The sequence below is a fragment of the Polynucleobacter necessarius genome, assembly GCF_900095185.1.
Lineage (GTDB): Bacteria > Pseudomonadota > Gammaproteobacteria > Burkholderiales > Burkholderiaceae > Polynucleobacter.
The window spans coordinates 838,548-852,463 of sequence record NZ_LT606948.1; the positions used below are offsets into that span (position 1 = coordinate 838,548).

Genomic DNA, 13,916 nt, shown 5'->3' on the forward strand with positions numbered 1-13,916 from the left:
GCTTATTGACTATAAAGAGAATAATTAGGAGACAGTTATGTTGAACTGGGAAGAGGAAGTTGCTCCAGCACTAGCGAAAGCTGGTCTTGCCCCGGAGTCGGTTGTAGTGGAGCCACAACGCCCACAGTTAGATCAAGTAGCAATTGCGCTACAAACTGCTGCACCAGAGCCAATCCCCGCTGCAAATTTATCTGGTGGTGCATCCTTGCGTGTAAATGCTGCTGATAAGCGAGTGATCAATGCTAAGACTGATGTAAATCAGCTGGTTCCATTTAAATACAAGTGGGCTTGGGAAAAGTATTTGGCTGGTTGTGCAAACCATTGGATGCCTCAAGAGATCAATATGAACCGCGATATCGCGCTTTGGAAAGATCCAAACGGCCTGACGGAAGACGAGCGTCGCATTATTAAACGTAATCTTGGTTTCTTTACAACTGCTGATTCTTTGGCTGCAAACAACATTGTTTTGGGTACCTATCGTCACATTACCGCTCCAGAGTGTCGCCAATACCTATTGCGCCAAGCTTTCGAAGAGGCAATTCACACCCACGCATACCAATATATTGTGGAATCTTTGGGTTTAGATCAGTCCGAAATCTTCAATGCGTATCATGAGATAGAGTCTATTCGCGCTAAAGATGAGTTCTTAATTCCATATATTGATGTGCTGACCAACCCCAATTTCAAGACTGGCACATTAGAAGCTGATCAAACTTTGCTTTGTTCGCTCATCGTTTTCGCTTGCGTGATGGAAGGATTGTTCTTTTATGTTGGTTTTACGCAAATACTTGCGATGGGTCGTCAGAACAAAATGACGGGTGCTGCTGAGCAGTATCAATACATCCTTCGCGATGAGTCAATGCACTGTAATTTTGGTATTGATTTGATTAACCAAATCAAGCTGGAGAACCCGCAGTTATGGACTGCTGCGTTCAAAGATGAGATCAAATCCATCTTTGAAAAGGCGGTTGAATTAGAGTACCGTTATGCCGAAGATACGATGTCTCGCGGAGTGCTCGGATTGAACGCTCCGATGTTCAAAGGGTATCTAAGATACATTTGTAATCGCAGATGTTTGCAAATAGGACTTGACGCGCTGTTCCCAAATGAAGAGAATCCATTTCCATGGATGTCAGAAATGATTGATCTGAAAAAAGAACGAAACTTTTTTGAGACACGCGTTATTGAGTATCAAACCGGTGGTGCGCTTAGTTGGGAGTAGTAAGACTGTAATAAGGCGCACAACTGGCTAAATAGGAGATTAGACGGTTGGATAGTTGTAGTAGTCAGCAAAACCAGACTCAAATCCGAAAACCCTTCCTCAAGGGTGCCAGGGCTATTCTCTCTATTTTTTTCAGCACATTTCAGAAGCCGTTGTCCTTCGGGGCCGCGGCTTTTTTTCTAGGATTCATTAGCGTGCAGCACTTAGCATCAAGCCGTGCGCCGATGAATGGCTCGCTCGTCAGACCCAATAGGTTGCAAAACCTGGCGGAAATGAGTGGTCGGGTCTTCTTAATGTAGTTTATACTAATCCTCACGTGAAGGAGTAATACTATGGCAACTGCCAAGAAAAAACCTGCTGCAAAGAAACCTGCTGCAAAGAAACCAGCTGCTAAAAAAGTTACTGCTAAAAAGCCAGCCGCTAAAAAGCCAGCCGCTAAAAAGCCAGCCGCTAAAAAAGTTACTGCTAAAAAAGTTACTGCTAAAAAGCCAGCCGCTAAAAAAGCTGCAAAAAAGCGTGTAGCAAAAAAAAGTAAGTAAGCCTGCTGCGAAGAAAGCGGACGCTGTTGTAAAAAAGCCCGTGGCTAAAAAAGCTGCACCAGCGACTAGTGCGTTGAATCCTGCCGCTGCTTGGCCCTTCCCAACTGGCACACGTCCTTGAGCTTCGGCTTTAGACGGGTTTTGCTAAAAAGGGTCTCTTATGAGACCCTTTTTTTATTTCCTAAAACCGCAATGATCCAACTCTGAGTCTAAGTACAAACCAATAAGCCTAGAGGCTAAAGCCAAATGCTCTTTTAAATTGTTCGGCAATCTCATCTTTGCGTAATTGGTGGTTTTGCGGTCCTTGGTGGGTAATTTTGATTGCACCCATCAGGCTGGCTAATCGGCCGGTTGTTTCCCAGTCCATGTCGTTTTCCAGTCCGAACAATAATCCGCCGCGAAAGGCATCGCCACAGCCTGTTGGATCAACCACTTTTGCTGGTGGTACGGGGGGAATTGCAATGCATGTACCCTCAAAGTAAATATCAGCGCCTTCTGCCCCTTTGGTAACAATCATTGCTTTCACTCGTTCGGCTACTTTTGCCAGGCTTAAGCCGGTTCTTTGGGCAAGCATTTCACCTTCATAGTCATTTACCGCTAAGTAACTGGCAATTTCAACCAACTCTAAAAGCTCTGGACCATTAAACATGGGCAAGCCTTGGCCTGGATCGAAGATAAATGGAATATTGGCATCGGCCAACTGATGGCAGTGCTCCCACATTCCTTGGCGACCATCGGGCGCAACGATTCCGAATTTAGCTGGGTTCTTAGCGTTTTTACTACGTTCTGCAACAACTTCCGAAACCTGATTTAAATGGGACTTACCCATGGCGCCTGGATGAAAAGCGGTTATCTGATTATTGGCCTGATCCGTGGTGATCATGGCTTGAGCAGTGAAGGCATGTTCGATTTGACGAATATGGGTCGCATCGATCTTGAGTTGTTCAAGGCGGCGCATATAAGGTGATGCATCGCCACCAACAGTAGCCATGATGATGGTATCGCCACCCAAAAGATTGAGGTTATAAGCAATATTTCCTGCGCAACCGCCAAACTCTCGGCGCATTGTTGGTACCAAAAAGGCAACATTCAGAATGTGAATCTGCTCTGGTAGTATTTGATCAGCAAATTTGCCTTCAAAGTTCATAATGGTGTCGTAAGCGATAGAACCGCAGATCAAGCTAGCCATAGTTACTTTCTTATAAGAATAAAAGGTGAATAATGAAATGAGGAAGGAGAGTAGGGATACAAAACGCGAACACGATAGCCCGCGGCACTTATAGGCAACGTAATCGGTAATTCAACTTGGAGGATTTCGCCAGAGGGAACCCCGGTTTTTAAAAAATCAGCATGCTGCTCTTGCCAAGAGCTGGGTAACCACTCTTGAGGTGTAAATTGCAGCGATTTGATATCTGACTCTTCAGCATCGGTCAAGGAAATTTCTAAAGTTGGCGGTAAAACAGCAATAGCAAGACGATTTTGTATCTCCACTTGCAATAGAGATTGATTTTTGAGGCTTTTAAGCCCGTCTCGTGAGTTTTCAGGTGAGAGTGTGGCTGATGAAGTGATTTGCCATGCTGCAAAATCACTCACAGTGCGTTCTATGCAGCCTAGTGCCTGACAAAGTTTCGTATCGATACGTTGTAATAATTGAAATGCACCAACTGAAAATGAATTGGATGATCCGTCCACTCGTGGCGCTAATGTTGGGAGCAAAGAATTTCTAGAAAGATGCTCTCCAAAAATCAGCAGCAATAGAAATAAAGTAGCTAATAGGGTTAGCTTAAAACTTTTTTTTTGAGCGGGTGCGGTTAAGGAAGCTGCTTCCGTGACCTGCTTTTCTGAGCCAAGGGTTCCGTGCAGACATATCCAGCCTTCATTCTCTTTCCAAACGGAGAGTTTGAGCCATTGACTATAGGTAGCAATCACTTCTTCTGCTTGGCGGGCGAGCACGCCAGATAAAACAATGTGACCACCCACTTTCATTTTGTTTACTAAGGCTGGGGCAAGAACTTGCAGTGGATTGGCTAAGATATTGGCCATAACGATGTCATATTTGGTTTCGGCAGCCAACTCTGGTGCATCTTCGTTGGGGAGTACAAAACGGATCGAAGTGTGATTGATCTCGGAATTGCTGCGAGCAGCAACCATTGCTTGAGGATCAATATCTGTGCCGATAACTGGATTGCAGCCCAGTTTTGCAGCAGCAATTGCCAAAATACCTGAGCCGCAACCATAATCGAGGAGGCGTTGATTTTGTAAATTACTCTGTTGTTCAAGCCATAGAAGGCATAAATGCGTAGTTGGGTGGCTACCAGCACCAAATGCAAGCCCTGGATCAACCGCAAGACAAATGGCGTTGGGATCGTTTGGTGCGTCATGCCAAGAGGGTACCACCCAAACACGCTCACCAATCTGAATTGGTGCAAATTGACTTTGGGTGAGCCTCACCCAATCTTGTTCTTCCACCATTTTTTCTTGAGGAGGGTCTAAATGAAAGCCAGCCTCTTTGAGCGAAACTAGGAGTTCGGGGATAAATTCTGCGCTATCAGAAAAATCAATTTCAGGGTTAAATAGAGCGGTGACAGCTGATCTATCCCAAGCTTGTACTTCTGGATGAAGTCCAGGCTCACCATAAAGTGGGTTTTCATCGTATCCACCAGCAGCAGCATCTTCAATGGTGACCGAAAGGGCACCCAGCTCCAACAGTACATCGCCCAATGGCTCTGCAGTTTCAGCAGCTACCGTGAAGATCAGCTCACGATAAGTCATGGGTCGCTCGCATCAAAGCATTAGGGCTTGTCGCGGCTTGCAGCCTGCTTTTCGAGACGATTCTCTAAGTAGTGGATGCTGGTTCCACCTTCAATGAAGTTAGGATCCAACATCAATTCACGGTGCAATGGTACGTTGGTTGTGATTCCGTCAATGACTATTTCTGAAAGTGCGATTTGCATACGACGAATGGCTTGCTCGCGGGTATTGCCGTAAGAAATCAACTTACCAATCATGGAATCGTAGTTTGCAGGCACTACATATCCGCTGTAAGCATGAGAGTCAACACGAATACCAGGACCACCTGGCATATGGAATGAGCCGATGCGACCAGGACTTGGAGTGAACTTAAATGGATCTTCCGCATTTAAACGACACTCGATCGCATGACCACGGAAAACAATATCCTTTTGGCGATAGCTTAATCTCAGGCCGGCCGCTATACGAATTTGTTCTTGAACAATATCTACGCCGGTAATCATCTCGGTAACCGGATGCTCTACCTGAACACGAGTATTCATCTCAATAAAAAAGAATTCACCATCCTCATCGAGGAACTCGAATGTACCAGCCCCTCGGTAGCCAATTTTGCGGCAGGCTTCAGCGCAACGCTCACCAAGTTTGGCGATTAAATAACGATCAATGCCTGGGGCAGGGGCTTCCTCGATGACCTTTTGATGACGACGCTGCATAGAGCAATCTCGTTCGCCTAGCCAGATTGCATTACCGTGGGTATCTGCGAGAATCTGAATCTCTACATGGCGAGGTTTTTCTAAAAACTTCTCCATATAAACCTCTGGGTTACCGAATGCGCGACCTGCTTCTTCGCGAGTCATATTGACAGCGTTCATTAAGTGCGCTTCAGTATGTACGACGCGCATACCACGACCACCACCACCACCTGCAGCTTTAATAATGACTGGGTAACCAATTTTTTTGGCAATTGCAATAATTTCTTTTGGGTCATCGGGAAGTGCGCCCTCCGAACTAGATACGCAAGGGACACCTGCGTTAATCATGGCTCGTTTGGCTGATACCTTATCGCCCATAAGACGTATAGATGCTGCAGTAGGGCCGATAAATGCGAATCCTGACTTCTCAACGCGTTCTGCAAAGTCTGCATTTTCAGAGAGGAAGCCGTAGCCTGGATGAATAGCTTCGGCATCGGTTACTTCCGCCGCCGAAATAATCGCTGGCATATTGAGGTAACTGAGTGGAGACGGTGCTGGTCCGATGCAAACTGCTTCATCAGCAAGCTTTACATACTTCGCCTCTTTATCGGCTGTGGAATAGACCACTACAGTTTTAATTCCCAACTCGCGGCATGCGCGTTGGATACGGAGAGCGATCTCTCCGCGATTGGCAATCAGAATCTTATCGAACATGTCGGCTCTGAGGTAGATGATGGTGAATTGGAGTGAATCGAAAAATAATCAAAGATGACTCACTAAGCGATGATGAAAAGTGGCTGGTCAAACTCAACACCTTGACCGTTTTCACAAAGAATTTCTTTAATCACACCAGCGTTTTCAGATTCGATCTCATTGAGCAGCTTCATCGCTTCGATAATGCAAAGGGTCTGACCCACCTTGACGGTATCGCCGATATTGACGAAGTTTGGAGACTCTGGATTTGGGGCGCGATAGAAAGTTCCCACCATTGGTGAGCGCGCCACAAAGCCTGCTTCAGCAGCAGGAGCTGACGTAGCAGGCGTTGCGCTGGCCGCTGGTGCAGCTTGAGTCGGTTGCGCAGGGGCTGGATTGGTATAAACCACTTGGCCAGAGGGGGCTGGTGATCCAGCGTTGACGATGCGAACGCGATCTTCACCCTCGTTTACTTCTAATTCTGAAATACCAGACTCAGAGACTAGGTCGATCAAGGTTTTTAGTTTTCTCAGATCCATACGAGTATTTCCTCTCTTGCGATTCTTTAAATAGACTTACTTTTGTAAACGAGTTATGGCTGCTTGTAGCGCTACTTCATAGCCAATAGCGCCAAGGCCACAAATCACGCCCGTTGCGATATCTGACAAATAGGAATGCTTACGGAATTCTTCGCGCTGGCGAATATTGGATAAGTGAACTTCAATAAATGGGATCGCTACGCCTGCCAATACATCCCGCAAGGCAACACTAGTGTGAGCAAAGGCACCTGGATTAATAATGATGAAATCAACCCCATCTTGTTTAGCTTTTTGAATGCGGTCGATTAACTCACCTTCATGATTGCTTTGAAAATTGTTTAAATCAATCGACTGTGCTTTTGCCAGTTCGCTCAGTGTTTGATGAATATCTTCTAGTGTAGTTTTCCCATAAATAGCGGGTTCGCGAGTACCTAAAAGATTGAGGTTTGGGCCCTGTATTACGAGAATTGAAGCTGTTTTCGACATAGATCCCTGTTTTTAGAGGCAGTTAAGCGTTCATTGATGGATTAGGCTTTGGGCCCTTCGTACAACTACATGCTTGATTGCTAATGAGCAAAGTATACCTTTTTAAACTTCTCGAAAGGTGAAAAAAGTCCCCTAAAAAATTAGAATTTTCTGAGCTTTTAGATGCAGATATTGAAAAATAGCCTCTTGATTGCTTAATTTTTATGCAGAGCATATTTCTTATTGATGGAGTCAACTCTAATAAATTCTCTATAAAGCGTTTTTAATAGCACTTCTTAGTTCATCTTCGCTTATCTTGCCTAATTTGCTATAGGTTGCTTTTCCCTTTGCACTGATGATGATGGTATAGGGTAAGGCTCCTTGGGAGCTTCCTAATTGTTTGGAAAGGCTGCTACCTTCCAATCCGCCTATCACAATTGGATCGGAAACTGGAGTTTCTGAAAGAAAATCACGAATATTAGAGGATGAAGCGATACCAATGCCAACAAATAAGACATTTTTTTGTAAAAAATCTTGTTGAAGCTTATCTAATGTAGGCATTTCCTCGACGCAAGGGGGCACCAAGATGACCAAAAGTTGACCACAAGCACTTTCCCTTGCCATTTTTGAATTTCAACTGCTTTTCCATCCGGAGTTTGCCAAGAATTGCCTAAAAAGGCTTTTACAGGAGGAGCGTTTGCTAAACCAGTTTTATAGGATCCACTGCGAAGTGAGGACGCCGGCAAGGAGTGCTAAAAGACTAATTGTGACGATGATCATCCATTGTTTGCGGTTCATTGGAACTCCTTCGCTAAAATTCGCTAATGCATATACATATTTTGGGCATTTGCGGTACTTTCATGGGCGGCATTGCCGCAATTGCGAGACAGGCTGGACATCGTGTTGCTGGTTGTGATGCCAATGTGTATCCACCCATGAGTACGCACCTTGAGGCTCAAGGCATCGAACTAATTGAGGGGTTCTCGCTGCATCAATTATCTCAGTTTGAGACCATGCCTGATTTATTTGTGATTGGTAATGTGGTTTCTCGCGGCAACCCTTTGATGGAGGCGATTCTTAATCAAGGCTTGCCTTATATTTCTGGACCGCAATGGTTGGGCGAGCAAGTTTTGTATGGAAGGCGCGTTCTTGCAGTAGCTGGAACACACGGTAAAACTACTACCTCAGCCATGCTCACTTGGATTTTAGAATTTAATGGCTATAAACCAGACTACCTGATTGGTGGTGTACCACTGAATTTCACTGTCTCTGCGCAATTGAGCGAGAGTAAATATTGTGTCATCGAAGCCGACGAGTACGACATGGCATTTTTTGATAAGCGCAGTAAGTTTGTCCACTATCGCCCACGTACAGCATTGCTCAATAACTTAGAGTTTGATCACGCTGAGATTTTTTTTGAGCTTGCAGCAATAAAAACACAGTTTCATCATTTGGTGCGGACCGTTCCCGGGGATGGCTTATTGGTAGCCAATGGTGAGGAGCCTGCCTTAGCCAGTGTAATTTCGAGGGGGGCTTGGGCTCCTGTTGAACGTTTTGACCAGGAGTCTACCAACGAATGGTGTTTGATTTCACAAGAAATCGATGGTTTTATTATGCGCAAGTCTGGCAAGGAGGTTGCAACTGTGCAGTGGTCGCCTGATTCTGGTGTGATAGGGGCGTCATAATCAATTCAATGCACTTGCTGCTATCGCTTCTGCAAACCATATTGGCATTTCGCCGGCGGACTCAACTCATGCATTGGCTGAGTTTAAGAATGTTAAGCGTCGTTTGGAAACAATTGGCGTTGACAATGACATCACAATTTATGATGACTTTGCGCATCATCCAACTGCGATTACTACAACCGTTGATGGTCTTCGTCGTCGTGTGGGCAAGGCGTGTATCTTAGCTGTGCTCGAGCCACGTTCTAACACGATGAAGCTCGGCGTGATGAAGGCCCAGCTACCTGGAAGCTTACAAGCGGCAGATAAGGTATTTGCCTATGGCGCTAGTACAGGAAAGGAATCATTGGGTTGGGACTTAGCAGAGGTCCTATCCCCGCTGAATGTAAACAACCAAGATAAAGCTAGGGCGTTTGATGACCTAGAGGTTTTGGGTGATGCAGTCATTCTAGAAGCTAATCTAGGCGATTAGATCTTGGTGATGAGTAACGGTGGATTCTGCGGCGTTCATTAGACAATATTAAAAGCTTTATCAAAGCAGTAAAAAAACAGACTGATTCAAAATAATCGCAGTAAAGATCTAGTTACAGAAAGCAAAAAATGGGCAAAAGATTGCAAGGCAAAGTAGCCATCATGACTGGCGCTGCTAAGGGGATTGGTTTTGCTACTACTCAGCGTTTCTCGCAAGCAGGCGCGAAAATCATCATTACAGACATTAATCAGGATGCTGTGAATGGGGCTGCAGCACAAACGCCTAATGCCGAGAGTTATGAAATGAATGTCACCGATCGCGCCAGCATTCAAGTGGTGGTAGACCAAGTTATGCAAAAGCATGGACGAATTGATATTTTAATTAATAACGCCGGCATCACCCAGGATGCGCGCCTAATTAAGATGAGTGAAGCGCAGTTTGATACTGTCGTTGATGTTAATTTGAAGGGCGTATTTAATTGCACGCAACTGGTTGTCTCCCATATGCTGGGAGCGGGTGCTAGTGCGATTGTTAATGCGTCAAGCGTTGTTGGAATTTATGACAACTTTGGTCCAACCAACTATTCGGCTACTAAATTTGGCGTGATTGGATTTACCAAAACTTGGGCCCGAGAGCTGGGTCCTAAGGGAATGCGGGTCAATGCGGTCTGCCCTGGTTTTATCGCTACAGAAATGGTGAAAGCTATGCCAGAAAATATTTTGCAAGATATTGAAAGGCGGAGCTGGCTTGGGCGCCGTGGTACACCTACTGAAATGGCTAATGTGTATTTATTCTTGGCTAGCGATGAAGCGAGCTATGTCAATGGCGTAGCTCTAGAGGCAAGCGGCGGAATTTCGCTCTAAGTATGAATCTTTTATACGAAGAGGGTGGTGACATCAAGATTGCCACAGCTCAATCTGCATCGGGCACAGGGGATGCGGAGTCTTGGCAGGCTACAAGCCTTTCTGGAAAAAAAATTAAGCTCAAGGCCAAAGAGGTTTGGTTGCGTTTTGAAAAGCCAGAGGCTCAAGCGGCCATGGATGAAGCGGGTAAGCTCACTGCAGATATTGATTTACAGTTTCTTTGGGATTGTGCATCAGACGAAGAGTTTGGTTTGGTCGATGTGGCTAAGGAGTACTTTGGTTCACAAGCAAGTGTTCCACAGCAAGTTGCGTTAGCGATTGCTTTGCAAGGTGTCCCCGTATTTTTTCGTCGTAAAGGGCGTGGCCGTTTTCAAAGAGCTCCGCTGGAGCAATTGCAGGCTGGCTTGGCTGCATTAGAGCGCAAGCAAAAAGAACTCGAACAGCAATCGTTGTGGCAACAAGAGCTAGTCTCAGGATATGTTCCTGAATCGCTGAAATCTTCCGCCAAGCAACTATTGTTTGCTCCCGATAAACATACTTCGGCCTATAAGGCATTGATTGCTGCTTGTGCTGAGACTGGAGAATCGCCTGCGCAACTCATGATTCGATGTGGCGCTATTGATTCGCCATTGGCATATCACCAGGGCTTGTTTCTTAAGACGCGTTTTCCAAATGGTGCAGCTCATCAAAGTGATATTGGCATTGATAAAGCGGCTTATGCCGCTGCAGTCGCAGAGCTGCCGTTTGCCCAAGTACAAGCCTTCTCGATTGATGATTCTGACACCACTGAAATAGATGATGCGTTATCAGTTACGGTAATTGACGGTGGACATCGGGTGGGAATTCATATTGCTGCCCCAGGTTTGGCGATCTCCAAAGATGATCCATTGGCTAAGGTGGCTCGTAATCGCATGTCGACAGTTTATTTTCCCGGCGACAAAATTACGATGTTGCCAGAATCAGTGATTGAGCAATTTTCACTGGATGAAGGTGGGCCAAGACCTGCATTATCGATTTATGTCGATATTGATGCGCAAGGCGTTGCAAATCGAGATACCCTTCAGATGCGTACGGAGATGGTGCCAATGACATCTAACCTCCGTCTAGAGGATATCGAGCATCTCGTAACCGAAGAGAGCTTTCTTGATGAGAGTTCTGGATATCCCTATCGCAATGAATTAGCGATCTTATGGCAAGCTGCTAAATTGCTTTATGCTGCTCGCCAAGAAAAGCGTATTGCAAATGGATTACGTGCCGAGCAATTGGGCTTAATAGATTCAAATGCGCTAGCAAGAGATTTTCATTTTCAGATTCAGGAGGTGGCTGGCGTTCAGCGCGTCGATATTGTGCCGCGTCAACGAGGGTCTATCCTGGATACGATCGTCGCTGAATGGATGATTTTTTGTAATAGCGCCGCAGGGCAGTTGCTTGCGGACTATGGCTTGCCTGGGCTATTTAGAACTCAGAAAGGCTGGGGTCCATTACGCACTCGTATGCAAACTACCCCTGGGCCCCACGAAGGTCTAGGTCTCGATTATTACGCTTGGTGCACCTCTCCACTGCGTCGGTATTCAGATTTAGTGAATCAATGGCAATTAATCGCTCTCGTAAAGCATGGAGTTACTGCAAAGATGGTTGCCCCATTTTCACCTCGGGATGCAAGTTTGATGGGTATTGCAGCAGACTTTGAATCTTGTTATCAGACCTATGGTGAGTTCCAGGATCGTTTGGAAAAGTATTGGTGTCTACGTTGGGCTGTGCAGAATGGGGAACCTAAATCCTTTCATGTTCGCCACTTAAAAGCAGGTATGTCTCGCTTGGAATTAGTACCTCTACATTTGCCTATTCCTGAGCTTGCAAGTCATCCTCGTATGACTCGAGCTGAAGTGCTAATTGCAGACGTCGATTTATTGCAATTGAGCGCAGGTGTGCGAGTGATAGAAATTGAGTCAAAGCAGGATTTCCCCGAACAGCCTCTTGAGTGTGAGGCGTCAGTTAGTCCCGGCACTTTGGCAGTAGCAGAACGTCCCGAAGAAGATGCTAGTCCAGAGTAAAGCGTTGGAAATACCGTGTCCTGAGTGGCTTGGAGCAGTGTTCCGCTATCTTCATAGTGCATGGAAACGTTACCCATTTCGTTTTGCACTTTGCATATCTATTTTGATTCATGTTTTTTCTATCTTTTCACTGGGGGCTTGGGGAGATTCAACACCGTAGAGTAAACACACCATTAAGTGTGGTGCTAGTAAATGCCAGTAATAAGATTCCGCCACAAAATGCAAATAAGCTGTCACAAGCAGATTTGCAAGAAGCTACTGCATTACACCGTGCTCGCTTAGGCGCTGAAGCCCGCCTTGAGATGTTGGAGAAGCAACAAAAGCAGATGCTCGCAAAATTAGACGAGCGGCGCAATCACTCTGGAGGTCGAAAAAGTGGTGATGAGCAAAAAATTACCCCTCAACTGAATTCATTGGAAGCTGAGTTAGCTAAACGACTCCAATCAGAGGGCAAAGAACCTAGGCGTAAAGTCCTGACTGGCGCTAACATCAAGGCAGTAACTTTTGCTCACTACTACGATGCCATGTGTCAAAAGATTGAAACCTACGGCAGTGCATTTTTCCCAAGGGTATATGGGCGCCCTTTATATGGCAGTCTGATCATTGTTATTAGCGTAGATAACCAAGGCAGAATTACAGCGAATGCTCAAGGCAAAGATGGGCTCTCAATAGGCTGTAGTTCGGATAATCCAGAGTTAGATCGGCAAGCCCTCGCTATTGTCAGAGCTTCTGCGCCGTTTGGCCCCTTTCCTCCAGAAATGCGTAATCAAATCGATGTATTGGATTGGATCTCTACCTTTGAGTTCACTCGAGATGGCATAGATCGTCTCGAGCTACGACGCCAATCAAGCCATCAAGAGAATTAGAAATTCGCTTATTCTCTATTTATCATGAGTTCTGCACATTTAACCAATCTAGATACTGATCCGAGCCTTTTCCCTGGCTTGGAGGTCTATGCTGTGGCAGGTAATCCGATATCTCACAGCAAATCACCACTAATACATCAGCGCTTTGCTGAGCAGGCCAGCCAGCGGATGCACTACGGTCGTTTGCAACCAGATCTCGATTCATTTGTTCAGTCAGCAAAAGCTTTTTTTGCTGCAGGTGGCAAAGGCATAAATGTCACCGTGCCTTTTAAACTTGAGGCTCAAAACTTTGCAGACGTATTAACACCTCGTGCTCAATTGGCAGGTGCGGTGAACACCTTATGGATGACTGAGGGCAAAATTTTTGGTGATAATACCGACGGCGCAGGTCTTGTGCGTGATTTACTGGCACAAGGAATAGCGCTGCATAGTGCTCGCATTCTCTTGATTGGGGTGGGTGGTGCTGCGCGCGGGGTCATTGGACCATTACTCGAACAGGCACCTAAATTTCTCGTTATCGCTAATCGCTCGAGCACTAAAGCAGATGAGTTGGTGAGGCTATTTGCTGGCCTAGCAGCCTCTAAAGAAGTCGCGCTAGAGTCGAGAAGCTTGGTCGATCTAGAGGATACTGAAAAAACTCAATATCCATTTGATGTAGTTATTAATGCCACAGCCGCAGGATTAATCGATGAGTCCCCTATAAGTTTAAAAGTGGTTGCTAACATTTTTGTGCCCAGCTCATTTGCCTATGACATGGTTTATGGTAAGTCGACTGCTTTCATGCAACAAGCATTACAACGCGGTGCTCGTGTCAGCGACGGTCTTGGCATGTTGGTTGAGCAAGCAGCTGATGCTTTTTTACTATGGCGCGGTGCACAGCTTGCGACAATCATCAACCCTCGCGCAGTTCTGGCAGAGTTACGTAGTTAGTTTGCTATAATGCGCTGGCTTCTCTATCCAGAGAAATGTTTGCTAGTAGGATTTGTGACGATTATGTTCTTGGCACTGGTCTTGTTCTGTCCAGTCTAAATGGGTTCCTTATGACAAGATTTTGAACAATCTGAAGCGAGCAGTTTTA

11 protein-coding genes and 3 pseudogenes are annotated in these 13,916 nt (G+C 45.7%); 7 read left to right on the forward strand and 7 right to left on the reverse strand.

All coding sequences use genetic code 11. The annotated features are described in order from the left end of the window. Nucleotides 1–37 precede the first annotated feature (37 nt). Both DXE31_RS04840 and DXE31_RS12830 read left to right on the forward strand, forming a co-directional pair. Entirely contained in the window at nucleotides 38–1,222 is a 1,185-nt protein-coding gene (locus DXE31_RS04840; RefSeq protein ID WP_114698008.1) for a ribonucleotide-diphosphate reductase subunit beta, read from the forward strand. Nucleotides 1,223–1,554: 332 nt separating this feature from the next. Further along, a complete protein-coding gene (locus DXE31_RS12830; RefSeq protein WP_415077807.1) occupies nucleotides 1,555–1,761 on the forward strand; it encodes a hypothetical protein in 207 nt (68 codons plus the stop codon). Between the two features lie 229 nt (nucleotides 1,762–1,990). Here the strand turns inward: DXE31_RS12830 and DXE31_RS04850 are convergent, their stop codons facing one another. The 7 genes and pseudogenes from DXE31_RS04850 to DXE31_RS11200 all read right to left on the reverse strand — a co-directional run bounded on the left by DXE31_RS04850 (nucleotide 1,991) and on the right by DXE31_RS11200 (nucleotide 7,512). After that, on the reverse strand, nucleotides 1,991–2,950 hold the full coding sequence (locus tag DXE31_RS04850) for a carbohydrate kinase family protein (protein ID WP_114698009.1): 960 nt from the start codon (nucleotides 2,948–2,950) through the stop codon (nucleotides 1,991–1,993). A gap of 2 nt (nucleotides 2,951–2,952) precedes the next feature. Beyond that, nucleotides 2,953–3,630, reverse strand: a complete 678-nt coding sequence (locus DXE31_RS11190) for a DUF3426 domain-containing protein (protein ID WP_269460627.1) — start codon at nucleotides 3,628–3,630, stop codon at nucleotides 2,953–2,955. Beyond that, nucleotides 3,613–4,533, reverse strand: a pseudogene (gene prmA / locus DXE31_RS11195) (50S ribosomal protein L11 methyltransferase); the annotation flags it as partial. The gene DXE31_RS11190 and the pseudogene prmA, both read right to left, overlap by 18 nt. 20 nt (nucleotides 4,534–4,553) lie before the next feature. After that, entirely contained in the window at nucleotides 4,554–5,918 is a 1,365-nt protein-coding gene (gene accC / locus DXE31_RS04860) for an acetyl-CoA carboxylase biotin carboxylase subunit (RefSeq protein ID WP_114698011.1), read from the reverse strand. Between the two features lie 62 nt (nucleotides 5,919–5,980). Next, nucleotides 5,981–6,436: an acetyl-CoA carboxylase biotin carboxyl carrier protein gene (gene accB, locus DXE31_RS04865; protein WP_114698012.1), complete on the reverse strand. Its 456-nt coding sequence runs from the start codon at nucleotides 6,434–6,436 to the stop codon at nucleotides 5,981–5,983. A gap of 36 nt (nucleotides 6,437–6,472) precedes the next feature. Continuing rightward, complete coding sequence (aroQ, locus tag DXE31_RS04870) at nucleotides 6,473–6,922, reverse strand: type II 3-dehydroquinate dehydratase (RefSeq protein WP_114698013.1); 450 nt, start codon at nucleotides 6,920–6,922, stop codon at nucleotides 6,473–6,475. Between the two features lie 249 nt (nucleotides 6,923–7,171). Continuing rightward, a pseudogene (locus DXE31_RS11200) lies at nucleotides 7,172–7,512 on the reverse strand (TlpA family protein disulfide reductase). Between the two features lie 213 nt (nucleotides 7,513–7,725). Between DXE31_RS11200 and mpl the strand changes: the two are divergent. From mpl to aroE, 5 genes and pseudogenes are all read left to right on the forward strand, one after another. After that, a pseudogene (mpl, locus tag DXE31_RS04880) lies at nucleotides 7,726–9,055 on the forward strand (UDP-N-acetylmuramate:L-alanyl-gamma-D-glutamyl-meso-diaminopimelate ligase). Between the two features lie 128 nt (nucleotides 9,056–9,183). Next, a complete protein-coding gene (locus tag DXE31_RS04885) occupies nucleotides 9,184–9,918 on the forward strand; it encodes a glucose 1-dehydrogenase (protein ID WP_114698014.1) in 735 nt (244 codons plus the stop codon). 2 nt (nucleotides 9,919–9,920) lie between these two features. Continuing rightward, nucleotides 9,921–11,972: a ribonuclease catalytic domain-containing protein gene (locus DXE31_RS04890; protein ID WP_114698015.1), complete on the forward strand. Its 2,052-nt coding sequence runs from the start codon at nucleotides 9,921–9,923 to the stop codon at nucleotides 11,970–11,972. Nucleotides 11,973–12,082: 110 nt separating this feature from the next. Further along, the gene (locus tag DXE31_RS04895) at nucleotides 12,083–12,838 is read left to right on the forward strand and encodes an energy transducer TonB family protein (RefSeq protein WP_231969368.1); all 756 of its coding nucleotides are present in this window, start codon (nucleotides 12,083–12,085) and stop codon (nucleotides 12,836–12,838) included. 24 nt (nucleotides 12,839–12,862) lie between these two features. Then, nucleotides 12,863–13,768 (forward strand): shikimate dehydrogenase, encoded by a 906-nt coding sequence (gene aroE, locus DXE31_RS04900; protein ID WP_114698016.1) that lies wholly within the window; start codon nucleotides 12,863–12,865, stop codon nucleotides 13,766–13,768. Nucleotides 13,769–13,916 lie beyond the last annotated feature (148 nt).

What these genes read in the sequence shown, in the direction of transcription:
- DXE31_RS04890 (WP_114698015.1), top strand. Translation starts at nt 9,921, where the DNA reads ATGAATCTTTTATACGAAGAGGGTGGTGACATCAAGATTGCCACAGCT.
- accB (WP_114698012.1), bottom strand. Translation starts at nt 6,436, where the DNA reads ATGGATCTGAGAAAACTAAAAACCTTGATCGACCTAGTCTCTGAGTCT.
- DXE31_RS04840 (WP_114698008.1), top strand. Translation starts at nt 38, where the DNA reads ATGTTGAACTGGGAAGAGGAAGTTGCTCCAGCACTAGCGAAAGCTGGT.
- DXE31_RS12830 (WP_415077807.1), top strand. Translation starts at nt 1,555, where the DNA reads ATGGCAACTGCCAAGAAAAAACCTGCTGCAAAGAAACCTGCTGCAAAG.
- aroE (WP_114698016.1), top strand. Translation starts at nt 12,863, where the DNA reads ATGAGTTCTGCACATTTAACCAATCTAGATACTGATCCGAGCCTTTTC.
- DXE31_RS04895 (WP_231969368.1), top strand. Translation starts at nt 12,083, where the DNA reads ATGTTTTTTCTATCTTTTCACTGGGGGCTTGGGGAGATTCAACACCGT.
- DXE31_RS04850 (WP_114698009.1), bottom strand. Translation starts at nt 2,950, where the DNA reads ATGGCTAGCTTGATCTGCGGTTCTATCGCTTACGACACCATTATGAAC.
- DXE31_RS04885 (WP_114698014.1), top strand. Translation starts at nt 9,184, where the DNA reads ATGGGCAAAAGATTGCAAGGCAAAGTAGCCATCATGACTGGCGCTGCT.
- aroQ (WP_114698013.1), bottom strand. Translation starts at nt 6,922, where the DNA reads ATGTCGAAAACAGCTTCAATTCTCGTAATACAGGGCCCAAACCTCAAT.
- accC (WP_114698011.1), bottom strand. Translation starts at nt 5,918, where the DNA reads ATGTTCGATAAGATTCTGATTGCCAATCGCGGAGAGATCGCTCTCCGT.